The 23477-nt window shown below is 69.4% G+C and carries 23 protein-coding genes; 11 read left to right on the top strand and 12 right to left on the bottom strand.

Going from position 1 to position 23477, the window contains the following annotated elements; genetic code table 11:
• Positions 1–114 precede the first annotated feature (114 nt).
• Entirely contained in the window at positions 115–585 is a 471-nt protein-coding gene (locus tag JOE48_RS01685) for a hypothetical protein (protein ID WP_210026417.1), read from the bottom strand.
• A gap of 187 nt (positions 586–772) precedes the next feature.
• Here JOE48_RS01685 and JOE48_RS01680 point away from each other — a divergent pair, with 187 nt between their 5' ends.
• On the top strand, positions 773–1891 hold the full coding sequence (locus tag JOE48_RS01680; RefSeq protein WP_210026415.1) for an NADH:flavin oxidoreductase/NADH oxidase: 1119 nt from the start codon (positions 773–775) through the stop codon (positions 1889–1891).
• A gap of 176 nt (positions 1892–2067) precedes the next feature.
• Here the strand turns inward: JOE48_RS01680 and JOE48_RS01675 are convergent, their stop codons facing one another.
• The gene (locus JOE48_RS01675; RefSeq protein ID WP_210026413.1) at positions 2068–2820 is read right to left on the bottom strand and encodes a phosphodiester glycosidase family protein; all 753 of its coding nucleotides are present in this window, start codon (positions 2818–2820) and stop codon (positions 2068–2070) included.
• A gap of 201 nt (positions 2821–3021) precedes the next feature.
• Between JOE48_RS01675 and JOE48_RS01670 the strand changes: the two genes are divergently transcribed.
• From JOE48_RS01670 to JOE48_RS01660, 3 genes are all read left to right on the top strand, one after another.
• Positions 3022–3498, top strand: coding sequence for a hypothetical protein (locus tag JOE48_RS01670; RefSeq protein ID WP_210035504.1), 477 nt, complete (start codon positions 3022–3024; stop codon positions 3496–3498).
• A 129-nt stretch (positions 3499–3627) separates the two neighbouring features.
• Positions 3628–4932, top strand: coding sequence for an MFS transporter (locus JOE48_RS01665; protein WP_210026405.1), 1305 nt, complete (start codon positions 3628–3630; stop codon positions 4930–4932).
• A gap of 2 nt (positions 4933–4934) precedes the next feature.
• On the top strand, positions 4935–5804 hold the full coding sequence (locus JOE48_RS01660; protein WP_210026403.1) for an amidohydrolase: 870 nt from the start codon (positions 4935–4937) through the stop codon (positions 5802–5804).
• Between the two features lie 24 nt (positions 5805–5828).
• Here the strand turns inward: JOE48_RS01660 and JOE48_RS01655 are convergent, their stop codons facing one another.
• The 4 genes from JOE48_RS01655 to JOE48_RS01640 all read right to left on the bottom strand — a co-directional run bounded on the left by JOE48_RS01655 (position 5829) and on the right by JOE48_RS01640 (position 8660).
• Positions 5829–6026, bottom strand: coding sequence for a hypothetical protein (locus tag JOE48_RS01655; protein ID WP_210026400.1), 198 nt, complete (start codon positions 6024–6026; stop codon positions 5829–5831).
• Positions 6027–6095: 69 nt separating this feature from the next.
• Complete coding sequence (locus JOE48_RS01650) at positions 6096–7415, bottom strand: MFS transporter (protein WP_210026399.1); 1320 nt, start codon at positions 7413–7415, stop codon at positions 6096–6098.
• Between the two features lie 35 nt (positions 7416–7450).
• Positions 7451–8086, bottom strand: coding sequence for an alpha/beta fold hydrolase (locus JOE48_RS01645; RefSeq protein WP_210026397.1), 636 nt, complete (start codon positions 8084–8086; stop codon positions 7451–7453).
• Between the two features lie 13 nt (positions 8087–8099).
• Positions 8100–8660, bottom strand: a complete 561-nt coding sequence (locus JOE48_RS01640; RefSeq protein WP_210026395.1) for a cupin domain-containing protein — start codon at positions 8658–8660, stop codon at positions 8100–8102.
• Positions 8661–8826: 166 nt separating this feature from the next.
• Here JOE48_RS01640 and JOE48_RS01635 point away from each other — a divergent pair, with 166 nt between their 5' ends.
• Together JOE48_RS01635 and JOE48_RS01630 are read left to right on the top strand one after the other, a co-directional pair.
• Positions 8827–10161 (top strand): aspartate aminotransferase family protein, encoded by a 1335-nt coding sequence (locus tag JOE48_RS01635; protein ID WP_210026385.1) that lies wholly within the window; start codon positions 8827–8829, stop codon positions 10159–10161.
• 227 nt (positions 10162–10388) lie between these two features.
• The gene (locus tag JOE48_RS01630; protein WP_210026383.1) at positions 10389–11450 is read left to right on the top strand and encodes an SDR family oxidoreductase; all 1062 of its coding nucleotides are present in this window, start codon (positions 10389–10391) and stop codon (positions 11448–11450) included.
• Positions 11451–11552: 102 nt separating this feature from the next.
• On the opposite strand, the gene JOE48_RS01625 is transcribed toward JOE48_RS01630, so the two are convergent.
• Positions 11553–12845 (bottom strand): ArgE/DapE family deacylase, encoded by a 1293-nt coding sequence (locus JOE48_RS01625; RefSeq protein ID WP_210026381.1) that lies wholly within the window; start codon positions 12843–12845, stop codon positions 11553–11555.
• A gap of 252 nt (positions 12846–13097) precedes the next feature.
• On the opposite strand from JOE48_RS01625, the gene JOE48_RS01620 reads away from it, so the two are divergent.
• The 3 genes from JOE48_RS01620 to JOE48_RS01610 all read left to right on the top strand — a co-directional run bounded on the left by JOE48_RS01620 (position 13098) and on the right by JOE48_RS01610 (position 14913).
• Entirely contained in the window at positions 13098–13736 is a 639-nt protein-coding gene (locus JOE48_RS01620) for a L,D-transpeptidase (protein WP_210026379.1), read from the top strand.
• Positions 13737–13886: 150 nt separating this feature from the next.
• The gene (locus JOE48_RS01615) at positions 13887–14372 is read left to right on the top strand and encodes an SRPBCC family protein (RefSeq protein WP_210026370.1); all 486 of its coding nucleotides are present in this window, start codon (positions 13887–13889) and stop codon (positions 14370–14372) included.
• Between the two features lie 199 nt (positions 14373–14571).
• Entirely contained in the window at positions 14572–14913 is a 342-nt protein-coding gene (locus tag JOE48_RS01610; protein ID WP_210026368.1) for a hypothetical protein, read from the top strand.
• A gap of 82 nt (positions 14914–14995) precedes the next feature.
• On the opposite strand, the gene fdhE is transcribed toward JOE48_RS01610, so the two are convergent.
• From fdhE to JOE48_RS01585, 5 genes are all read right to left on the bottom strand, one after another.
• On the bottom strand, positions 14996–15991 hold the full coding sequence (gene fdhE, locus JOE48_RS01605; RefSeq protein ID WP_210026366.1) for a formate dehydrogenase accessory protein FdhE: 996 nt from the start codon (positions 15989–15991) through the stop codon (positions 14996–14998).
• A 3-nt stretch (positions 15992–15994) separates the two neighbouring features.
• A complete protein-coding gene (locus tag JOE48_RS01600; protein WP_210026357.1) occupies positions 15995–16717 on the bottom strand; it encodes a formate dehydrogenase subunit gamma in 723 nt (240 codons plus the stop codon).
• 304 nt (positions 16718–17021) lie between these two features.
• The gene (fdxH, locus tag JOE48_RS01595; protein WP_210026341.1) at positions 17022–17957 is read right to left on the bottom strand and encodes a formate dehydrogenase subunit beta; all 936 of its coding nucleotides are present in this window, start codon (positions 17955–17957) and stop codon (positions 17022–17024) included.
• Positions 17958–17971: 14 nt separating this feature from the next.
• Positions 17972–21052: a formate dehydrogenase-N subunit alpha gene (gene fdnG / locus JOE48_RS01590; RefSeq protein ID WP_210026333.1), complete on the bottom strand. Its 3081-nt coding sequence runs from the start codon at positions 21050–21052 to the stop codon at positions 17972–17974.
• Between the two features lie 152 nt (positions 21053–21204).
• Complete coding sequence (locus JOE48_RS01585; RefSeq protein ID WP_210026325.1) at positions 21205–21546, bottom strand: hypothetical protein; 342 nt, start codon at positions 21544–21546, stop codon at positions 21205–21207.
• Between the two features lie 189 nt (positions 21547–21735).
• Here JOE48_RS01585 and JOE48_RS01580 point away from each other — a divergent pair, with 189 nt between their 5' ends.
• Together JOE48_RS01580 and JOE48_RS01575 are read left to right on the top strand one after the other, a co-directional pair.
• A complete protein-coding gene (locus JOE48_RS01580; protein WP_210026323.1) occupies positions 21736–21921 on the top strand; it encodes a hypothetical protein in 186 nt (61 codons plus the stop codon).
• Positions 21922–22460: 539 nt separating this feature from the next.
• A complete protein-coding gene (locus tag JOE48_RS01575) occupies positions 22461–23471 on the top strand; it encodes a sulfate ABC transporter substrate-binding protein (RefSeq protein ID WP_210026321.1) in 1011 nt (336 codons plus the stop codon).
• Positions 23472–23477 lie beyond the last annotated feature (6 nt).

Here is a 23477-nt window from a genome sequence, read left to right as displayed (position 1 = left end):
CAGCGATGCTTGAATCGCTGAAAATGCTTCATCCTATTGATAAGGCCGCATGTTCCGCCGAATCGGCGACCATTTCGGCGGAACATGCACTCGCGGGCCGCCAGGCCGCTCCGCCTAGTCGGCGTCGGCCTCGTCGTCGCTGTCCATCTCGACTGTCGGCGCCGGCTGCGTCATGGCCGGGGCGTAGGCACCGTAAGCCGGTCCCGTGGCGACGGCGGCCGGCAGCCGACGCGCGTTCGGCTCGGACGGAATCAAGGTCGCGGTGGCGGCCACGAGGCCGGCGAGGGACCGGACATCCTGCGGCTGACGCGGATCACGCGAGATCAAAGTCGCCTCCTGCTGGAGGCGGAGATTGCAGGCCTGGGAGGGCAGGCCGCCCTGCGGCGTGCAGGCGTCGTGGCGGGCGCAGGCCGCGTCGAGGGCGTCGATCGGCGGGAGGGGCGCGTTGTTGCCCGGCCCACAATAATTGCCGTGGAGCAGCATCTTGGGACCGCCGAAGGCGGCGGGCTGGGCCTGTGCCGACGCCGCGAGGGCGGCACAGCCGGCGGCCAGGATGAACGGGGCGGCGAGCTTCGTGAGCATCATATGGACCTCGGGCGATCTCGCCCCCTCAGGCGGTTCGCGTCGATTGCCGCGATGCGGCGACAGCGCCAGAAACGGCCCGCCGTCTCAGCAAGTTCCCGCAATCCCTGGCCGCAGGGGTGCTGTGCCGCACAGCACTGGCCGCCGTGCCCATCCTGCGCCAGAGTGGCTCTACCACCGGGAGTTGCCGATGACCGCTCGCCTGTTCGAACCGCTGACGCTCGATGCCCTCACCCTCGAGAACCGCATCCTGATCGCCCCGATGTGCCAATACTCGGCGCGCGACGGCGAGGCCACCGACTGGCACATGATGCATCTCGGGCAGCTCGCCATGTCGGGCGCCGGCCTGCTCACCCTGGAGGCCACCGCGGTGTCCCCGGAGGCGCGGATCACCGCCTGGGATCTCGGCCTCTACAACGACGGTTGCGAGCGGGCGCTGGCCCGCGTGCTCGGCGCCGTGCGCGACTACGCGCCGATCCCGGTCTGCATCCAGATCGCCCATGCCGGCCGGAAGGCCTCGAGCGACGCCCCCTGGGCCGGCGGTCAGCAGATCCCGCCCGAGCACGTTTACGGCTGGCGCACGGAGGCGCCCTCGGCGGTGGCGCACGGGGAGGGCGAGGTCCCGCCCCACGCCCTCGACGCCGCCGACCTGAAGCGCGTCCGCGATCAATTCGTGGCCACCGCCAAGCGCGCCGTGCGCCTCGGCATCGAGGCTGTGGAACTGCACGGCGCCCACGGCTACCTGCTGCACCAGTTCCTGTCGCCGATCGCCAACAAGCGCACGGACCAGTATGGCGGCAGCCTCGAGAACCGCATGCGCTTTCCGCTGGAGGTCTACGACGCGGTGCGCGACGTCGTGCCGGCGGGCAGCCCGGTCTGGTTGCGCGTCTCGGCCACCGACTGGGTCGAGGACGGCTGGGATCTCGACGAGACCGTCGAGTTGGCGAAGGCCCTGAAGCGGGCGGGCTCGCCCGCGCTCCACGTCTCCACGGGCGGCGTCTCCCCGAAGCAGGCGATCAAGCTCGGGCCGGGCTACCAAGTGCCCTACGCGGAGCGGATCAAGGCGGAGACCGGACTCACCACCATCGCGGTGGGACTGATCACGGAGGCTGCCCAAGCGGAGACGATCCTGCAGGAGGGCAAAGCCGACGCGATCTCGCTGGCGCGCGCCATGCTGTACGATCCCCGCTGGCCCTGGCACGCGGCTGCCGAGCTCGGCGCGCAGGTGCGGGCGCCCAAGCAGTACTGGCGCTCGCAGCCGCGGGCGTACAAGGACCTGTTCAAGGACACGGCCTTCGGGCAGCGCTGAGGGCGTGCAATCCAGAACCCTTGCGGGTGCCGAAGCTTGGCGCCGCGTCGGCTCTGGGTCCCGGGTTCCGCTCCGCGGCCCCGGGATGACGGCGATGGCGCCATTCGAGCCGGCCCGACGCGGACCGAGGGCGAGAGGCAGTCTTCCCCGGCCGTCCCCCAAGCTCTGGACCGTCCTCAGCGCGGCAGCGCCCCCACCAACGGCCCGAGCGGCCGGCTGATGTCGGTGCGGCCGAGATTCGGCGCGTAGAGGCTCGACACCGAGCCGTCGAGGAACAGGGCGTTCCGGCAGCCGAGATCGTCCCGGAACAGCCGCGCGAAGGCCCCGAAGGTCACCGGTCGCTCGGAGATGGCGAAGATCGCGACGTGTCCGTCCTCCGGGACGCCCACGCCGTTGCGGATCTTCTGGCTCGGCCCGTCGGCCGAGATCTTCGGGTGGATCTGGCCGTCGATCACCAGCATCGGCCCGGACTGCGTGGCATAGTCCGGGCGGATCTTCGCCCGGAGATAGCGTGCCGTGTCGAGCACGCCCGCGCGCTCACCTTTCACCCAGAAGATGCCGTTGGGCTTGAGATGGAAGTTGCCCGGACCATCGGCCGTCGAGACCCGCTTCATCTCGCGCCCGTCCTCGACGTAGAGGCCCACCGGCGCCTGGTCCTTGTCGTACATGCCGGCATTCATCGCGAAGCTGAGGCGCCCGCCCTGAGTCTCGGCCAGTGTGCCGAGCGAGCCGTAGGGCCGCCCATCCTGTTCGCGCCAGAACAATCGCAGCCGCTGCCGCCGCAGGTCGACCGTACAGACCGTGAAGGTCTCGCCCTGCGCCTCGACGGCCCGGCAGGGGGTCGGACCGGCCGGCGCCTCGGCAGCCCAGGCGGGGGCGGCCAGCGCGAGGAGCGCGATCAACAAGGCGTGAGCCGGGCGCATCGTCATCACTCGTTCCGCATTGCTCGGAGGGTTGGAGCGGGCTGTTACCGGGGCCTCTCGCCTCGGAAAGCGGCGATTTTGGAGCTCGGAGCAGGGCCGGGGCTTGCCGCGGCCAGGAGCGGCGGCGCGCCGCAAGAGATGACTGGACCGTTTTTGGCCTTGAAACGTTTCTTGCCTCAGAGGGCGGTTTTCCACGGAGATGACGTGATGAAGGGTGCAGTGCTCGGCTCGGCCCTGCTCGCAGCGGGTGCCCTGGTTCTGGCGCCGGCCAGCGCGGACGCGCGCGGATTCGGCGGTGGTGGTTTCCACGGCGGCGGCTTCCACGGCGGCGGCTTCGGCGGTTTCCGGGGTGGCGGCTTCGGCGGCGGCTTCCGCGGCGCCGGCTTCCGCGGGGGCGGCTTCTATGGTGGACGCGGCTTCGGCTACGGCCGCGGCTTCGGTTATGGCCGGGGCTACGGCTACGGCCTCGGTGGGTTGGGCCTCGGCGTCGGCCTGGGTCTCGCGGCCGGCGGTCTCTACGGCGGGTACGGCTACCCGGGCTATGGCTACGGATACGGTGGCTACGCTCCGGTCGGCTACGGCTACGCCGGCGATTACGGCTATGGCGGCGGCTGCTACACGGTCCCGCGGGTGCGCTGGACTCCCTACGGCTACCGCCGGGTCTTGGTCGAGCGCTGCTACTGAGCGTTGACCGGGAAGCGAAAAGACGGGGAGAGGCCGCCTGTGGGCGGCCTTTTCCTTGCGTGGACCTCTCCGACGTTGGACAGCTCAGCCTAGGACGCTGATACTGGTATCGGACGGCGGGAGGCGGCGATGAGCACAGCAACCGGGCAGGGGAGCACCGGCGTGGACGCGGTCGAGATCCGCGACGCCAGCCTCACCGCCTTCTACCGATCGATGACGCCGCCGGAGCGGCACACGTTCTGGGCGTGCGCCGCCGGATGGTGCCTCGACGGCATGGACTTCATGATCTACCCGCTGGTGATCGGGACGATCATGGCCCTGTGGCACGTCGATTCCGGCACGGCCGGGCTCGCCGCCACAGTGACGCTGCTGGCCTCGGCAGTTGGCGGCTGGCTCGCGGGCTTCATCGCCGACCGGATCGGCCGGGTGCTCACCCTGCAGATCACGATCCTCTGGTTCTCCCTGTTCTCGCTGCTCTGCGCCTTCGTGCAGAATTTCGAGCAGCTTCTCGTCGCCCGGGCGATCCTGGGCCTCGGCTTCGGCGGCGAGTGGGCGGCTGGCGCCGTGCTGATCGGCGAGACGATCCGGGCCGAGTATCGCGGCCGCGCGGTCGGCTCCGTCCAGTCCGGCTGGGCGATCGGCTGGGGCCTCGCGGTCCTGTCGCAGGCGGTGCTGTTCTCGATCCTGCCGCCCGAGACCGCGTGGCGCTGGATGTTCGCGGTGGGCGCTCTGCCGGCGCTGCTGGTCTTCTACCTGCGCCGCTACGTGAAGGAGCCGGAGGTCGCCGCCGAATCCCGCGCCCGGGCCGCCGCCACGGGCGACCGGCCGCAGATCTGGGAGATCTTCTCTGGCCCGATCCTCAAGACGACACTGCTCGCCTCCCTGGCGGCGGCGGGCTGCCAGGGCGGCTACTACGCGATCACCACCTGGGTGCCGCGCTTCCTGACCACCGAGCGCCACCTGTCGATCGTGTCCTCCACCGGCTACCTCGCGGCCCTGATCGTCGGCTCGTTCACCGGCTACCTTGTGGGCGCGTGGCTCGCCGACCGGCTCGGGCGGCGGCCGCTCTTCCTGATCTTCTCGCTGGGCGCCATCGCGGTAATCGTCGCTTACACGCAGATCCCGCTGTCGAACGGCGTGCTCTGGGTGCTGGGCTTCCCGCTGGGCTTCTTCGCCTCCGGCTACTTCTCCGGCATGGGCGCCTTCCTGACCGAACTGTACCCGACGCGCCTGCGCGGCTCGGGGCAGGGGTTCTGCTACAATTTCGGCCGCGGGATCGGCGCGCTGTTCCCGGCGCTGGTCGGCTACCTCGCGGAGCGCGCCGGTCTCGCCTCAGCCATCGCGATCTTCGCGGCCATCGCCTACGGGATCTTCTTCCTGGCGGCCTTCGCGCTGCCCGAGACGCGCGGCAAGGTCCTGCACGCGGATTCCTGATCATGCCCGAGATCCGAGACTGCCCCGCCCCGGACCCGCATCCGGAGGGCCCGACCCGCTACGCCATTCCGGAGGGTGCGGTCGACACGCACGCCCACGTCATCGGCCTGCCGCCGGACTTTCCGCTGGTGGCGGACCGCAGCTACACGCCCCCGGCGGCGCCGGCCGATCGGTATCTCGCGATGCTCGACGGGACCGGCATGGCCAACGGCGTGCTGGTCCAGGTCAGCGTGCACGGCACCGACAACCGGCTGATGGTCGAGACGCTGCGCGCCAACCGGCAGCGCCTGCGCGGCATCGCGGTGATCCCGCTCGGCCTGCCCGACGCGGAACTCGCCGCGCTGAAGGAGGCCGGCGTGGTCGGCCTGCGCCTCAACGTCCTGTTCGGCGGTGGGGTCGGGCTCGACGCGGTCGAATCCTACGGGGCGCTCGCCCGCGAGATGGGCTGGCACCTCCAGTTCCTGCTCGACGCCCGAGAGCTGCCGCCGATCGCCGGCCGCCTGTCGCGGCTGCCCGTGCCGCTGGTCTTCGACCATATGGGCCACATGCCGACGTCGGCGGGCGTGGATCATCCGGGCTTCCGGGCGCTGCTCGGCCTCGTCGCCGACGGCAACTGGGTGAAGCTTTCGGGCGCCTTCCGGGATTCCGTGACCGGCCCGCCCTACGCGGACACGATCCCCTTCGCCCGGGCGCTCAACGACGCCGCGCCGGAGCGCTGCCTCTGGGGCTCGGACTGGCCGCACGTGGCCGCCTGGGACGGTCCGCCGCGGACGCGGGAGCTCCTCGACCTGATGGCCGACTGGGTACCGGACGCGGACAGGCGCCGGATGGCGTTCGTCGACAACCCGCGGCGGCTCTACGGCTTCGGGTAGGGACGGGCGCGCACGGCGCCCCCGTCAGACCCGTAGGTCGACGCTCAGCCCCTGTCCGGGAGGCGCGGGCGGGCCGGCACTCGCCGCCTGGGCGGCGCCGTCCGCCACGAGCCCGGCGACCGCCTTGTCGGCCGAGAGCTGCTGCCTGGCGACGGCGATGCCGATCTGCTGGCTCTGGGACGAACCCAGCATCTGGACGGCGGCTGCGGCGATCGAATCCATGGCGCCGATCCTAGGCCGCCGGTGTGAATCCGGCGTTACCCGGATCCGGCGCCTTTGATCGGCTTGCGCTCACCCGTCCAGGAAGCCGCGCTGCTGCGCCCGGTAGCCGCCGATCGCCGTGACGCACAGGAACGATACGCCGGCCAGCGCCGTGCCGAACACCGCGATCGGCCACCAATGGCCCTGGAAGCGCTCGGCCAGCACGGTGCCGACGATCGGCGTCAGGCCGCCGGCCAACGCCCCGCAGAACTGGTAGGCGATGGAGATCGCCGTGTAGCGGATCCGCGTCGGGAAGGCGCCCGCGAGGTAGCCGGCGATCACCGCGTAGAAGGTCGCGCTGCCAACCACGTTGAGGGCGAGACCCAGCACGATCAGGGGCACCGACTGGGTCTCGACCAGCCAGAACAGCGGGTAGGGGGCCAGCATCGCCCAGACCAGCGTCCCCTGGAGGAACAGCCGCTCGTTGCGGATCACCTCCGCGATCCGGGCACCCACCGGGGTCATCACCAGCTGGACCACGGCGGCGATCAGCAGGGCGTCGAGGATCGTCGCCCGCGCGATGCCGAGATACTGCGTGGTGAACGCGATCATGAAGGTGTTGAACAGGTAGACCGAGGCGATCGCGAAGGTGTTGGCCCCCGCGGCCAGCAGCACCGGCTTCAGGCAGGTCGTCAGCACCTCGCGCACCGGCGCCGGCGGCGGCCCGCCGGCGGCCCGGGCCTTCTCGAAGGCCGGCGATTCCGCGACGCCGAGGCGGATCGCGAGCCCGACGCCGAGCAGCAGGATGCTGACCAGGAACGGCACCCGCCAGCCCCAGGCCAGGAAGCTCTCCTTGTCGAGGAGGCCGGCGAGCCGGAAGGCTAGCAGCGACAGGATCTGCCCGGCGGGGCTGCCGAGCTGCGCGAAGGAGGCGAAGAAGGTGTTGCGCCCGGCCGGCGCGTGCTCGGCGGCCATCAGCACGGCGCCGCCCCACTCGCCGCCGACCGCGAGCCCCTGGATCAGCCGCAGGACCACCAGCAGGACCGGCGCCCACAGGCCGACCGAGGCGTAGGTCGGCAGAAGCCCGATGCACGAGGTGGCGATGCCCATCATCACGAGCGTCGCCACCAGGGCGCGCTTGCGCCCGAACCGATCGCCGAGATGCCCGAAGATCAGGCCGCCCAGCGGCCGGGCCAGGAAACCCACCGCGAAGGTCCCGAAAGCCGAGAGCGTGGCGATATAGGGCGATTCCGCCGTGAAGAAGAGCGGCCCGAACACCAGGGCCGCCGCGGTGCCGTAGATGAAGAAGTCGTACCACTCGATCGTGGTGCCCACGAAGGCCGCCAGCGCCGCGCGCGCCGACTGGTTCTGTCCGGTCCCGGCGGCCGGGGCGGCGGTGGTGACGGCCATCGATCCTCGCGCTTATCGGTATTTTGAATTCACGGTTACGCGGCGAAGCCCCCCGTCGCAAGGAACCGCGCCGTCTGCGCGATGACGACGGGATGGTTCATCATCAGGGCGTGGCTGACCGGCAGCACCAGATGCCCCTGCAGGCCCGGGATCCGGGTCCGGGCGACGCTCACCCGCCCGTCGTTCGGCCGGGGCAGCATCAGCCAGCCGACCGGATCGATGCTGCGCGTGCCGGCGATGACGCCGACCGGATAATCGGGATCGGGCCAGACCGGCACCGACGCGGTCCCGAGCGACAGCGCGGCCGGCCCGAGGAGGCGGCGATAGAGTGCGACATGCCGCAGCCGGTCCGCGATCTCGCTGCCGCGGTTGGGCGGCCCGAGCATGACGAGGCGACCGAGCCTGTCCGGTCGCGCATCCGCGATCAGGCTCCGCGCGAGGAGACCGCCCATCGAGTGCCCGACGACATGCAGCGCGCCCGCCGTCGCGCCGGCGATCGCGGCGACCTGCGGACGGAGCGTCAGCGTCAGGGTAGGGAGGTCGTGGCGGGTCGAGGGATAATTGAGCGCGAACACCCGGTAGCCCTCCGCCGTCAGGGCCGACCGCATCCGCGCGAACGAGGCGGCGGTGCGCCCGAGACCGTGCAGAAGGACGACGCTGTCGCTCGGCATGGGATCGGCGCGATCAAAAACTCGGCGGCGTGCAGGCGCTGACCACCTCGCAGGGGTTGGGCCCGACGCAGCGGAACCGGTGCGGGCGGCGGCTGTCGAAGCTGTAGGCGTCGCCGGGGCCGAGGATCCGGCGCTCGGAATCCACCGTCACCTCCAGGCGGCCGGAGAGCACGATGCCGCCCTCCTCGCCCTCGTGGGAGAGCGGCACCCGGCCGGTATCGGCGCCCGGCTCGTAGCGCTCCTTGAGGATCTGGAGCTTGCGCCCGAACAGGCTGTCGCCGACCTGCCGATACGAGATCGCCCCCTTGGCAGCCCGTCGGCCGATCTCGGTGAGGTCCTCGGCGGCGAAGAACGCCTTGCGCTCCGGCTCCGGCTCCAGGGCGAAGAACGCGGCCATGCCGATCGGCACCCCGTCGAGGATCCGCTTGAGAGCGCCCACCGACGGGTTCACGCGGTTCGCCTCGATCAGCGAGATCGCGGAATTGGTCACGCCGGCCCGCTTGGCCAGCGTCCGCTGCGACAGGCCGTGACGGGCGCGCACGAAGCGCAGGCGCGCGCCGACATCGATGCTCATCCGGCGGGCCCCGTTTCAGGTGTTGCGGATCCCGCAACGGTGCCATCCGTGGCCCCGGTCATGCAAGGGGTTGGCGGCGACCAGAAAAGGACTTGTTGCCCGATCGGCGAAGGTGTCCCCTGGTCCCGCCGCCCGATCCGCGCCGCCTGCTCCCGGAGAACCGCCCATGACCGACCATCCGCTCCGCAATACGCCCGCGATGGACGCCTTCTGGATGCCGTTCACGGCCAACCGCCAGTTCAAGGCGGCGCCGCGCCTGCTCGTGTCGGCCGAGGGCATGCACTACACCGCCGACGACGGCCGCAAGATCCTCGACGGCTCCGCGGGCCTCTGGTGCGTCAACGCCGGCCACGGGCGGCGGGGCATCGCCGCCGCGGTGGAACGCCAGCTCGCGACCCTCGACTTCGCCCCGACCTTCCAGATGGGCCACCCGATCGCGTTCGAATTCGCCGAGCGCCTCGCCGAGATCGCCCCGGGCGGCCCTGATCAGCGCCTCGACCGGGTGTTCTTCACCAATTCCGGCTCGGAATCGGTCGACACCGCCCTCAAGATCGCGCTCGCCTACCAGCGGGCGATCGGGCAGGGGACCCGCACCCGGCTCGTCGGCCGCGAGCGCGGCTATCACGGCGTCGGCTTCGGCGGCCTGTCGGTCGGCGGCATCGTGTCGAACCGGCGGGTCTTCCCGCAGCTCAACGGCACCGACCACCTGCGCCACACCCACGACCCGGCCCGCAACGCCTTCGTGAAGGGCCAGCCCGAGCACGGGGCGGAGCTCGCCGAGGATCTGGAGCGGCTCGTGGCGCTGCACGGGGCCGAGACCATCGCGGCCTGCATCGTCGAGCCGGTGGCGGGCTCCACGGGCGTGCTGATCCCGCCGAAGGGCTACCTCGAGCGCCTGCGCGAGATCTGCACCAAGCACGGCATCCTGCTGATCTTCGACGAGGTCATTTCCGGATTTGGCCGTCTCGGCGCGCCGTTCGCGACCGACTTCTTCGGCGTCGTCCCCGACCTCGTGACCAGCGCCAAGGGCCTGACCAACGGCACGGTGCCGATGGGCGCGGTCTTCGCGAGCCGCGCGGTCCACGACGCGCTGATGCAGGGCCCGGACGGGATCGAGCTGTTCCACGGCTACACCTATTCCGGTCACCCGATCGCCTGCGCGGCCGGCCTCGCGACGCTGGACATCTACCGGGAGGAGGGGCTCCTCACCCGCGTCGCCGATATCGCCGACGACTGGGCGGCGGCGATCCACGACCTGCGCGGGCGCAAGGGCGTCATCGACATTCGCACCATCGGCCTCGTGGCCGGCGTCGAGCTGGCGCCGCGCCCGGACGCGCCGGGCAAGCGCGCCTACGACGTGTTCGTGGACTGCTTCGAGCGCGGCCTGCTCACGCGGGTGACCGGGGACATCATCGCCCTGTCGCCGCCGCTGATCATCGAGCGCGGCCAGATCGCCGAGATCGTGGACATCCTGGGCGGCGCGATCGACCGGGTCGCCTGAGAGCCCCCGTCTTTGCGAGCGTCGCGAAGCAACCCAGGGTCGCGCGAGGGTTCGAGACCACGGGCTGCCATGGATCGCTTCGCTGCGCTCGCGATGACGGGAGAAGCCTCGCGATCACGCAACCCTTGCGCGCTGCACAGGCGCAGCCGCTGCGCGGCGGGGTTGTCGCGGCACCACCCGTGCCCATCTGCCCCGGACCCGTGATTTCGCCGGGTATGAGGCTTTCCATGTCGAACACCGCCCTGATCGTCGGCGCCAGCGGGATCGTCGGCAGCGCCACCGCGGCGCTGCTGAGCCAAGAGGGCTGGCGGGTCGCGGGTCTCGCGCGCCACCCGGTGGCCCAGGCGGGAGTCGAGCCGGTAGCCGGCGACCTGCAGGATCCGGCCTCGCTGGAGAAGGCGCTGGCCGACCTCGCCCCGAGCCACGTTTTCCTGGCGACCTGGCAGCGGCGCCCTACGGAAGCCGAGATGATCCGCGTCAACCGGGCGATGGTCGAGAACGTCCTCGACGCGCTGCGCCCCAAGAAGAGCGTCCGCCACGTCGCCCTGGTGACCGGGCTGAAGCACTATCTCGGCCCGTTCGAGGCCTACGGCAAAGGCACCCTGCCGCAGACGCCGTTCCGCGAGGACCAGGGCCGGCTCGACATCGAGAACTTCTACTACGCGCAGGAGGATGCCGTGTTCGCGGCCGCCGCCCGCGACGGCTTCACCTGGAGCGTCCACCGCCCGCATACGATCATCGGCAAGGCGGTGGGCAACGCCATGAACATGGGCACGACGCTCGCCTGCTACGCCACCCTGTGCCGGGAGCTGGGACGCCCGTTCATCTTCCCGGGCTCGGCCGCGCAGTGGAACAGCCTCACCGACATGACCGACGCGCGGCTGCTGGCCCGTCAGCTGCTCTGGGCCTCGACCGAGCCGAAGGCTGCCAACGAGGCGTTCAACGTCGTCGACGGCGACGTCTTCCGCTGGAGCTGGATGTGGGGCCGGATCGCCGCTTGGTTCGGGATCGAGCCGGTGCCGTTCGACGGCACGCACCGGCCGCTCGAACCCCGGATGGCGCAGGACGGCCCGGCCTGGGCGGAGATCGCGCAGCGCTACGGACTGGCCGAGCCGAAGCTCGAGAAACTCGCCTCAGCCTGGCACACGGATGCCGATCTCGGCCGGCCGATCGAGGTCGTCACCGACATGAGCAAGAGCCGCCGCCTCGGCTTCACGGCCTACCAGCCGACGGACGACGCGTTCTTCGACCTGTTCGGCCAGCTCCGCGCGGACCGGCTGATCCCCTGAGGCACCGCGCGCGGGATATCGCGCCTCGGTGTCTTTCAAGCGCGAGATGCTCCCTCTCCCGCACGGGAGAGGGGACCCGCGCTGAGCGCCGGCCGGTCGACGTCACCCGGCCTTGCGCTCGGTCCCGCACCATTCGGCCACGAACAGCGCCATGGTGGTCGTGATCCGCTTGACCGAGGCGAGGCTCACGCGCTCGTCGAAGCCGTGGATGTTCTGCGAGGTCGGGCCGTAGCAGAGGGCCGGCACCCGATCGTAGAGGGCGTGAACCCGGCTATCGAGATAGCCCGCCGTCATGAAGCTCTGGAGCGATGACCCGATCGCCCGCTCGTGGGCGCGGCCGAGCACGGCCTCGGCCTCCGAGCCCTCCTCAAGCACGTAGCCCTCGGCGAAGAATCCGTTGAAGACCACCCGCGGCGGACTGTTGGCCAGGAACGGGTCGGTGCGGGCGAAGCTCGCCACGGCGGCCTCTATCTCGGCGGCGGCCTGCGCGGCGGTCACGCCCGGGTAGAGCGCCACCCGGCAGTGGATCCGGCACCACGCCGGCACCGAGGAGGCCCAATCGCCACCCTCGATCTTGCCGATGTTGAGGTTGATCGGGTGGTCCTCAGTCTCGAAGTGCCGGTGCCCGGCCTTCTCGGCGTTCCAGCGGGCCTCGACGTCCCGGAGCGCCCCGATCACCCGGTAGGTGGCGTCGATGGCGTTGGCGCCCGCGCCCATCTCGCGGACATGGACCGGGACGCCCCGCACCTCCACGGTGAACCAGAGCACGCCGGTATTGGCGCGCACGAGCTTCTCGTCCTCGGGCTCGGGGATCAGCACGGCATCGGCCCGGTAGCCGCGCAGATGGGTCATCAGGGCGCCGTTCCCGGTGGATTCCTCCTCGACCACCGACTGCACTGTGACGGAGGCGGCCGGCTGCAGGCCGAGGCGGGCCAGAGCGTCGAGGGCGAACAGGTTGGCGGCGTGGCCGGCCTTCATGTCGCCGGCCCCGCGGCCATACATCCAGTCGCCCTCGATCACCGGGTCGAAGGGCCGATGGGTCCAGAGGTCGAGGGGCCCCGGCGGCACCACGTCGACATGGGCCTGCAGGATCAGCGAGCGGCCGGTCTCGGTGCTCGGCCGGTGGTGGCAGACCACGATCGGCGCGTCCGAATGATGCGCCTCGTCGATCTTCGAGCCGCCTGGATGGGCCGCAATGGCGGCCCGATCCATAGCGAAGCGCTCCGTGGCGTAGCCCCGGGCGCGGAACTGCTCGAACACGTAGTCCTGGCAGGCGTGCTCCTCCCCGCGCAGGGACGCGAACCGGACCAGCGCCTGCGTGTGAGCGACCTGATCGGCAAACCCCTCCGCCACGGCGGCTTCGATCTCGGCGGCGAGGGTGGGGTCGAGGGCCATGGGAACTCCGAACCGTCTGCGGCCGGGAGGAAGCGCCCGGGCTCGGGCAGCTGTCAACCGGCGGTTGTCGCGAGCATGGCGCGTGCCGCGGACCCTGCGCAGGCGGCACCCCTCCGATGCGGCGGAGGACAACCCGCGGCGCGCCCGATCAGCAAAGCGTGACTACGCACCGCCTGCAACTGCCGGAACCGCGGTGTTGCCAACGGCTTAGCCTGTCGGCAAACCCGCGGGGTTTCGCAGTCGGAGTCGCTCATGCGTATCGGTCTGATCTCGGTCCTGTCCGGCGTTCTCCTGTGGGCCGCGGCGCCCGGCGCCGCCAACGCCGACGTGCTCGTGAACGTCGACAAGACCACGCAGCGCATGGAGGTTTCGGTCGACGGGCAGCCGCGCTATTCGTGGCCGGTCTCCACCGGCGTCGCGAGCTACGACACCCCGGCCGGATCCTACCGCCCGTTCCGGATGGAGCGCACGCATTTCTCGAAGGAGTGGGACGACGCGCCCATGCCCTTCGCGATGTTCTTCACAACCCAAGGTCACGCCATTCACGGCACCAACCACGTGCGCAATCTCGGCCGTGCGGCGTCGCATGGCTGCGTGCGCTTGTCGGTGCGCAACGCCGCGACGCTGTTCAACCTCGTGAAGAGCCAGGGTATGGGCCGGACCCGCGTGGTGATCGACGGCGCGGATGCCCCGGTTGCGGAGCGCGGGCAGCGCGGGGTCCGCGTCGCCCGGCACCGCAGCCCCTACGAGACGGACGATCTGCTCGCGGACAGCGATCAGATGGGCCGCCGGTCGCTGCCGGCCTATTATCGCCCTGCCGCGCGGCCCGCCTACGCACCGGCCACGGTCTACGACTACCCGGCCGACACCGACGCGATGGACAGCTGGTAGCCCGCCCCGGAACCGCGTCGTCCGACCACGAACGTCATGGCTGGACGACACGACCCATTGCCGAGGGCGGAATGCCGGACTAGCTCCTGCGCGGCCATCAGAGCCTGCGCGGCCCCTGCCGCGACCTGAGACGGACGGAGACACCCCAAGATGCCCTTCGCTTTCTGCCGGTCCCTTCCCCTTGCGGCCTTGGCGCTCGCCGCGGCCACCGTGCCGGGCTACGCCCTGGAGGTGACGCGCTCGGCCGACATCGCCGCCCCCCCGGCCAAGGTCTGGCAGACCATCGGCGAGTTCTGCGGCATCGGCGATTGGCACCCGGCGATCGAGAAGTGCGCCCTGTCCGACAAGGACGGCATGAAGGTCCGCACGCTGAGCCTGAAGGGCGGCGGCGCCATCAAGGAGGAGCAGGTTTCCCGGGACGACAAGGTGATGAGCTACACCTACACGATCCTGGAGAGCCCGCTGCCGGTCTCGGACTACAAGTCGACCCTCTCGGTCGCCCCGGCCGGCTCCGGCTCGAAGGTGACCTGGACCGGGACCTTCAACGCGAAGGGCGCGCCCGACACCGTCGCCACCGACGCGATCCAGGGCATCTACGATTCCGGCCTGAAAGCGCTGTCCGACAAGGCGAAGTAAGCGTCCTCACAATCTGGAGCGCGCTGCTCAACCGTCATGGCAGCAGCGCGCACCAACCTCCTCTGACGGCAGCGGAATTCCGAGAACACGCCCCCGGCAGCCCAGCGTCCTTTTCCCATCGGCATGCCGGGGCGGCGATTGACCCACGGCCAAGCTCGGCCCAGAACCCTGGCGGCGTAGCCCCTCGCGCCTCAACAGGATGTTCGCCGTGCCCGCGTCCCGCCTTCCGATGCGTCTCAGCCTCGCAGCCGTCGCCGTAGCGGCTCTGGGAGCCTGCCAGCAGCGCACCCCCGCGGTCATGGAGCCCTCGCCCGTCATCCCGGCGCCGCTGGCCCTGCCCACGGGCAGCGGCTGCGGCCCGGAAATCGCGCGCACCAAGGCGATCGTCGACAGCGACGTGGCGACCGGCAACCTCAACAAGCCGGTGGGCGACCGCTTCAACGCCGATCTCGCCCACGCTGCCGCCGAATGTTCGGCCGGCAAGCCGGGTGAGGCCCTGCAGCTCCTGGCGGCCGCCAAGAGCCGGTACGGCTACCGCTGAGCGGGCAGCGGCAGGCTTGTCTGCCGCTCCTCGTCCTTGCAAGCGGAGTGAAGCGGGACGAACCGTTCGACCGGATCCGGCGTCAGATCACGAACAGCAGGTTCAGCCCGGCCCGCCTGAACCCGTCCTCGGCGATCTTCAGATCGAGCCCGTATGACGCGATGTCGTCCGCCACCGGGTCGAGGGCCGGCGCCCGGTGCTGGTGCAGGTGCTTGATGTAGCTGTGGCACGTCGTGCAGGTCTCGACCTGGACGTCCTTCGAGACCTCGTCGAGTCCGTAATAGCTGATGTTCTCGCCGTCGCCGCAGGCGGTGCAGCGGATCCGGACGTGGTTCCAATACGTGCCGCAGAGCGAGCAGCTGAGATACCGGGCCTTGTCGGCCGGGGTCCAGGCGACCACGACGCTCGCCACCGGCGCGCCGCCGCAGCACGGGCAGACGCCGTCCGCGACCGGCTTCAGCGCCTTCGTATCGAGACGCGCGGCCTGCTCGGCCAGGCGCACCTGCAGCGCCGCCGCGACGAACACGCATTCGGCGATCCGATCGACCGGCAGCGCGCCCTCGAAGACCTGCAGAGCGAGGTCGAGGCGATCCTCCCGGGATGCGGCACGCAGGGCCTCTCGCGCCGCGTGGGAAGCTTCCGGAGCGGTGCCGAGATCGAGTTCGGCGAGCAGCGCCAGGAGGCAATCGTCGAAGCCCTGATCCGCTTCGAGGCTGTGACGCGACAGCGGCGGCATGCCGTGCTCGCTCCGCAGCGCCAGATCGGCGGCCTCCGGCAGCGCGGGAGCTGGCGCCTTTGCCTGGATCACGCTCTGGGCACGGGCGACCGCGGCGACGAACCGGAGATAGGCCTCCAGCGGATGACCGGGCGCAGCCTCCGCCAGGCGCGCGGCGCGGTCGGCGAACAGCGTCGTCGGGTCCGGCAGGCGGACGAACGGGACGGAGCCAGAGATCCCGATCTTGTCGGGATCGGGCTTCAGCTCGCTGAAATCCCGCCGGCGAGGCTTCGGCGCCTCGGCGGGTGCCGGAGCCTTGTCCGCGGCCGGAGCCGCGCGTTTGCGCTTGAAGAAATTGGCCACGCCTCAGGATCCGCGCTTGTCCACCGAGCCGTGGCGCGCCTTGCCGCCGGCGATCTGCCGGAACCACTTGCGGTGATGCCGGTAGGCCCAGCCGCCCGTGACCGTGCCGCGAACCATCGCCCGGCCGGTGCCGCGCACCCAGATGCCGGCGTAGATGTGCACCACGATGATCGCGATGGCGATCACGGCGGCGAGCGAGTGCGCAAGCAAGGCCCAGCGCTGCGTCTCGATCGAAGTCAGGCCGCCGAAATAGGTGTTCCAGATCACCAGGCCGGTCACGAACATCACGCCGATCAGCGCGGTCTGGCCCCAGAACACGCCCTTCTGGCCGGCATTGTACTTGCCGAGTTCCGGCAGCCGGTCCTCGCGGTTGGTCACCACGTCGCCGATGTGCTTCGTCCACTCGACATCGTCCTTGTTGGGGATGTTGAGCTTCCAGAAGCGCACGAACAGGAAGAAGAAGCTGACCGCCAGCGCCACGCCGAACCACGGGTGGATCGCACGGGTCGCCTGGCCGCCGCCGAACAGGCCGGTCAGCGAGAACAGGTACGGCGTGAACATCGCCAGCCCGGAGAGGGCCAGCAGGGTGAACAGGATCGCGGTGATCCAGTGGTTCACACGCTGCACGCCGGTGTAGCGCGGGACGTACATCACCTCCGGCGCCTCGGACTTGGCGTGGTGCAGGGGGCGGGGATCGCCGTCGCGGATGTCGCTGTGGATCGTCATCGGCCTTCTCGCGCCTGACGGGCTGGCTCCGCGGGGCGGCGGAGGCGGCTCTGTTATTCAAGATAGGGTGGAGCGGCTGTGCCGTCTCCATCCTGTCGCTGTCCGCTCCGCCTCTCTCCCTCCCCCCTCTGCGGGGGAGGGTGGCCCCTGTGTCAGCATGGGTCGGGAGAGGGGAACGCCGCGTCCGAATGTGGTGCGACCGGCATAAAGGGCGGAGCTTAATTCTGCACCGTCGCTCCCCCCTCCCGACCCCCTCCGGGGGCCACCCGCCCCCGCAGAGGGGGGAGGGATACCGTCGCGTTTCTCAATGCGGCCGTGCCGCGTCGCCGCCGGTCTCGCGGCGCTTGGCCTCGTCGTACTCGACCGCTTCTTCCTCCTCCTCGGGCACGACCTCGTTGGGGCCGGCCGTCACGTAGTGGAAGAAGCCCGCCACGGCTGCAAAACCCATCGCGGCGAGACCGAACACCTTGGCCCCGCCCTTCCAGAAGGCGACCAGCGGGGAGATCTTCGGGTCGTTCGGCAGGCCGGCATAGAGGCTCGGCTGATCGGCATGGTGCAGCACGTACATGACGTGCGTGCCGCCGACCCCGGCCGGGTCGTAGAGGCCGGCATGGGCGAAGCCGCGCGACTTCAGGTCGACGACGCGGGTCTCGGCCTGCTCGATCATCGCCTGCTTGGTGCCGAACATGATCGAGCCAGTCGGGCAGGCCTTGGCGCAGGCCGGAGCCTGACCCACCGCCACCCGGTCCGAGCACAGGGTGCACTTGTACGCCTTGTGGTCGGTCTGGCTGATCCGCGGGATGTTGAACGGGCAGCCCTTCACGCAATAGCCGCAGCCGATGCAGTTCTCCTCGATGAAGTCGACGATGCCGTTGGAGTACTGCACGATCGCGCCGGGCGACGGACAGGCCTTCAGGCAGCCCGGCTCGGTGCAGTGCATGCAGCCGTCCTTGCGGATCAGCCATTCGAGGTTGTTGGTCTCCGGGTTCTCGTACTCGGTGAACCGCATCAGGGTCCACGACTTCGGCGTGAGGTCGTGGGGGTTCTGGTAGGTGCCCGTGTTGACACCGATGTCGTCGCGCAGGTCGTTCCACTCCTCGCAGGCCGACTGGCAGGCCTTGCAGCCGATGCACTTCGACACGTCGATGAGTTTGGCGACCTCCACCTGGCGGCGGATCTCCGGCGGCGTCTCCGTGGAGGCGGAGCGCTGGCGGATGTCGAGGGAGCTGTAGTCGGCCATCTGTCAGCTCCCCCTTACGCGACCGCGTCCGACGGAGGCGTGGTCGGCTCGATATTCACGAGCCAGGCCTTGAACTCCGGCGTCTCGGTGTTCGCGTCGCCGACGACGGGCGTCAGCGAGTTCGGGTGCCATCCTTTCTTGGTGTGGCCCATGAAGCCCCAGTGCTGCGGGATGCCGACGACGTGGACGGGCTTGCCGTCGCAGATCAGCGGCTTGATGCGCTTCGTCACCACGGCCTTGGCCTTGAGCGAGCCGCGCTTCGACCAGACGCGGACCCAGCCGCCCTTGGCGATGCCCTTCTCCCTGGCGAGCTCCTCCGAAATCTCCACGAAGGCCTCCGGCTGGAGGATCGCGTTGATCCGGGCGTGCTTGGTCCACCCGTGGAAGTGCTCGGTCAGGCGGTAGCTCGTCGCCGCGTAGGGGAACTCCTTTGCGTCGCCGAGGTCGGCCAGATCGTCCTTGAAGATGCGGGACGCGGGCGCGCCCTTGATCTTCGGGAAGGCGAGGTTGGCCACCGGGGACTCGAAGGGCTCGTAATGCGTCGGGAACGGCCCGTCGCGCATGAGACCGCGGGTCCACAGGCGGGCGACGCCCTCCTGGTTCAGGATGAACGGGCCGACGCCCTTATCGGGGGCGACGGTGACGCCGTAATCCGGCACGTCGAAGCCGATCCACTGCTTGCCGTTCCACTCGATGAGCTTCTTCTTCTCCGACCACGGACGCCCCTCGGGGTCGCACGAGGCGCGGTTGTAGAGGACGCGCCGGTTGGCCGGCCACGCGAAGGCCCAGTTCGGGGCGATGCCGCGGTCGCCGGGATCCGTATTGTCCCGGCGGGCCATGGTGTTGCCCTTCTCGGTGTAGCAGCCCGAGTAGATCCAGCAGCCGCAGGCCGTGGTGCCGTCGTCCTTGAGCTGGGCGAAGCCGTCGACCTGCTTGCCCGCCGGGATGATCGTCCCGTTGAGGTCCGGCGTCGGCGCCACCGTGTAACCGTTGAGCTCGCGGGCGAGCTCCACCGGCGTCGGCGACTCGGCCATCGCGTAGTCCCACTTCAGATTGACGATCGGGTCCGGGAAGGCTCCGCCGTCCTTCTTGTAGGCCGCCTTCACGCGGAGGAAGATCTCCGACATGATCTCGATGTCCGAGCGGCACTCGCCCGGCGCTTCCTGCGCCTGCCAGTGCCACTGCAGCCAGCGGCTGGAGTTCGACAGCGAGCCTTCCTCCTCCACGAACAGGGTGGTCGGAAGCTCGAACACCTCGGTCTGGATCTTGGTCGGATCGACGTCGTTGTACTCGCCGTGATTCTCCCAGAACCGGGCCGTCTCGGTCTTGAGCGGATCCATCACCACGATGAACTTCATCTTGGAGAAGGCTTCCGTCATCTTGGCGCGATTCGGGAACGACAGCAGGGGGTTGAAGCCCTGGATGACGTAGCCGGTCATCTTGCCCTGCTTGGCGAGCTCGAACCCGCGCAGCACGTCGTAGGTCGGCACGTCGAGCTTGGGCAGGTAATCGTAGGCCCAATCGTTGTCCTTGGTGGCGTAATCGCCCCACATCGCCTTCTGGAACGAGACGAAGAACTTGTTGTAGTTCTGCCAGTAGCTCGTCTGTCCGGGACGCAGCGGCTTGAACTGCCGCTTGGCGATGTAGCTCGCGTAGTCGGGCTCCTTCTCCACCGGGATGCTCAGATAGCCGGGGATGAGATTGCTCATCAGCCCGATATCGGTCAGCCCCTGGATGTTGGAGTGGCCGCGCAAAGCCTGCATGCCGCCGCCGAGCACGCCGATGTTCCCGAGCAGCGTCTGCACGATGCACATCGAGCGGATGTTCTGCGAGCCCTTGGAGTGGTGCGTCCAGCCGAGCGCGTACAGCGAGGCCATCGACTTCTCGGGGGAAGCCGTGGTCGCCATCATCTCGCAGACCTTCAGGAAGGTCTCCTTGGGCGAGCCGCAGATCTTCTCGACCATCTCGGGCGTGTAGATCGCGATGTGCTTCTTCAAGAGCTGCATCACGCAGCGCGGGTGCTGCATCGTCTCGTCGACCACGGCGTAGCCATCGGGGCCGATCTCGTAGTCCCAGGTGGTCTTGTCGTAATCGCGCTTGTCCGCGTCGTAGCCCGTGAACAGTCCCTCGCTGAAGTCGTAGCCCTCGCGGACCACGTACCCGGCGTTGGTGTAGGCGGAAACGTAGCGGTGCTGCAGCTTGTCGTTGTCGAGCAGGTACTTGGCCACGCCCGACAGGAACGCGATGTCGGTCCCCTGCCGGATCGGGCAGTAGAGATCGGCCACCGAGGCCGTGCGGGTGAAGCGCGGATCGACGACGATCAGCTTGGCGTTGTTATGGGCTTTCGCCTCGACGACCCATTTGAAGCCGCAGGGGTGAGCCTCGGCGGCATTGCCGCCCATCACGGTGATCACGTCCGCGTGCTTGATGTCCATCCAGAGGTTGGTCATCGCACCGCGTCCGAAGGAGGGCGCCAAACTGGCGACCGACGGACCGTGTCAAACTCGAGCCTGGTTATCGAAGACCAGGGCCCCCATGCTTCGGACTGTCTTGTAGGTCAGCCACGCCGTCTCGTTGGTGGTGGCCGAGGCCCCGAGGAAGCCCATCGTGGTCCAGCGGTTGACCGTGAGGTCGCCGTTCTTGGCCACGAAGTTCTTGTCCCGATCCTCCTTCAGGAGCTGGGCGATCCGGTCGAGGGCGAAATCCCAGGACACGCGCTTGAACTCCGAGGAGCCCGGGGCGCGATGGAGCGGGTACTTGGTGCGGGTCTCGGCATGCACGAAGTCGAGCAGCGCCGAACCCTTCGGGCAGAGCGTGCCACGGTTGACCGGGTGATCCGGATCGCCCTCGATGTGCATCACCGAGGAGCGCGCGTTCTTCGAACGGTCGCCCAGGCTGTACAGGATCACGCCGCACGCGACCGAACAGTACGGGCAGGTGTTGCGGGTCTCGCGCATCTGCGCGAGCTTGAAGGGCCGCACCGCGGCGGCCATGGCGGGCTCGAGTCCGCCGAATCCGAGTGCGCCCAGCGAGCCGCCCGCGAGGCCGGCACCGGCCCCCTTGAGCAGGCCACGCCTTGAGACCTGGACCGTCATCTCCGCTCCGTAAAGGCGATCTGGTATAATTCCAGGGTGTCCCAAAAAAGCGTGTACGGGGCAAGTGCGGTCGCATGACACAGCAAGTCGTACTGTATCAGCCGAAGCTGCACGTTACGCGCTTCGGCATAATCCTGCAGGAAACACTTTTTTTACTTGCTCGGATTGGCAGGATTAGTCCCAGACGGGCTCGCCGTCCGGTGCTCCAGGGGGGCCTGCGGCTCGGTGCCCGAGGTGCCGCCGGGCTTGGCTGACGGAACGGGACGGTCCGCGTTCTCCTTGGTCGAGTTGCCGCCGGGATCGGGCGCGTCCTTAGCGGCTGATTGCTCCCGTGGCACGGGCGCTTGGCTCCAGCCGTCCTGGGCGCTGCGCGACTTGTCACCCATCGCGTCGATGCCCTTGATCTCGCCGGGTTTCGTCTGCGCGACGCAGGGCACGCCGGCCGTCACCGTCCCGAGGACCAGCACCATCATGAAGGGAATTGCACGGGACACAGGGCGGCTCCGGATGCTCAAGGAGGATGCGCCGGCAACGTGCCCTTCGCCGCCTCAGTTCCGGCCTGCGACGCCGCTCCGACGACAGGCGCCCGACCGGGCGCGCCGGCCAGTCGCCGCGGCACGGTGACGGCTCCTTAACCAAACCTTGCAACCGTACGTCCCGTCAGGTGCGAGGATCCCCCGGTCATGTCGAAGCCGCGTCCAGAGCGCTCCTGCGAGACGGAACGGAACGCCGAGGCGGCACCGCTGAGCCCCAATATCCGTCGTCATCTCGGCCAGCACCTGCGCACGCTCTTCACCGATACGCTCTCCGCACCGGTCGACCAGCGGCTCGAAGCGCTGATCGCCAGGCTCAACAATCCGAAGCGCTGAGCGACCGCGCGCTGCGGAAACGAGATTGGCGCCTCGCGGCCTTGAACGCGTCGCCGCAACAGGATTACCGCGCATCCTTGCGAGCGAAGCAGGCTTCAAACCGGCCTGCTCAGGCCCGGCGCCGGAAGCGGAATCCTGCCGCCCGTGGGCCTTGCGTGACCCGCATCGGACCGTCCCATCGCACCATGGAGCCGGCGCGCCATGCCCACGCGACAGGCGAAGGCGCAGCCGACGTGTGCCAGCGCACATGAGATCGTCCGTTCTAAAAAACCCACCGCGGGGCTGATTTTCTTCCCCAGCATCTCTTCTTCAGAGAAGATCCATGCCTTCTGACCCGCTAATGCGCTGAAGACGCTTGCCTTATGGTGCGGATGGGCGATCTTGCCGGCGCGATGGGATCAAGATCCCGCGCCGTCCTGGCTTGACTTCGTTCGATAAAAAGAACGACTTGCTGGGCAATCTCGGGGCGCGCTGTCCTGGGGTTGCAGGCGCCAGGCTGGGAATCGGACGGGATGAAGAACGCTTCAACTCGGGGGCGGATGGCTCGGACCATCGGGCTCTCCCTACTCGCCGGGGCCGGCCTATGGACCTGCGCGCTGCCGGCAGCGGCGGAGACCGCGCTCCTAAACGTCTCGTACGATCCGACCCGCGAGCTCTATCGGGACATCAACGCGGCCTTCGCGGAGCAGTGGAAGGCGAAGACCGGCGAGGCCATCACGGTGCGGGCGTCGCATGGCGGCTCGGGCGCGCAGGCGCGCACCGTGATCGACGGCGTCGACGCCGATGTGGTCACCCTCGGCATTCCGTCCGACATCGACGCCATCGCCAAGCTCACCCGCAAGATCCCTGAGGACTGGCGCAGCAAGCTGCCGAATACGGCGACGCCCTACACCTCCACGGTGGTGTTCCTCGTCCGCAAGGGCAACCCGAAGGGCATCAAGGACTGGGCCGACCTGATCAAGCCGGACGTGAAGGTGATCACCCCGAACCCGAAGACCTCGGCGGGCGGGCGCTGGAACTTCCTCGCCGCCTGGGGCTACGCCTACAATCAGGACAAGAATTCCGACGCGGCCGACGCCTTTGTCGGGCAGGTCTACAAGAACGTGCCGGTGCTCGACACCGGCGCCCGCGGCTCCACGGTGACCTTCGCGCAGCGCGGCCTCGGCGACGTGCTCCCGACCTGGGAGAACGAGGCCTACTTGGTGCTTCAGGAATTCGGGGCCGACAAGTTCGACATCGTCTCGCCGCCGAGCTCGATCTACGCCGAGCCGCCGGTCGCCCTCGTGGCGGCCAATGCCGAGCGCAAGGGGACGACGAAGGCCGCGCAGGCCTATCTCGACTTCCTTTACACCGACCAGGCGCAGGCGATCTTCGCCAAGCACCATTACCGGCCGATCAAGCGTGAGGCCGCGGCGCCGGCCGACCTCGCGCAGCTCTCCGACATCAAGCTGTTCAAGATCGAGGATCTGCAGGGCTCCTGGGACGAGATCCAGAAGCGGAACTTCGACGCCGGCGGCCTGTTCGACCGTTTGAGCCGGGCCGGCCGCTGAGGCTTG

The organism is Methylobacterium sp. PvR107 (genome assembly GCF_017833295.1).
Classification (GTDB): Bacteria; Pseudomonadota; Alphaproteobacteria; order Rhizobiales; family Beijerinckiaceae; genus Methylobacterium.
Note: the sequence above shows the minus strand (reverse complement) of the source record. Positions and strands in the feature narration are given on the sequence as shown.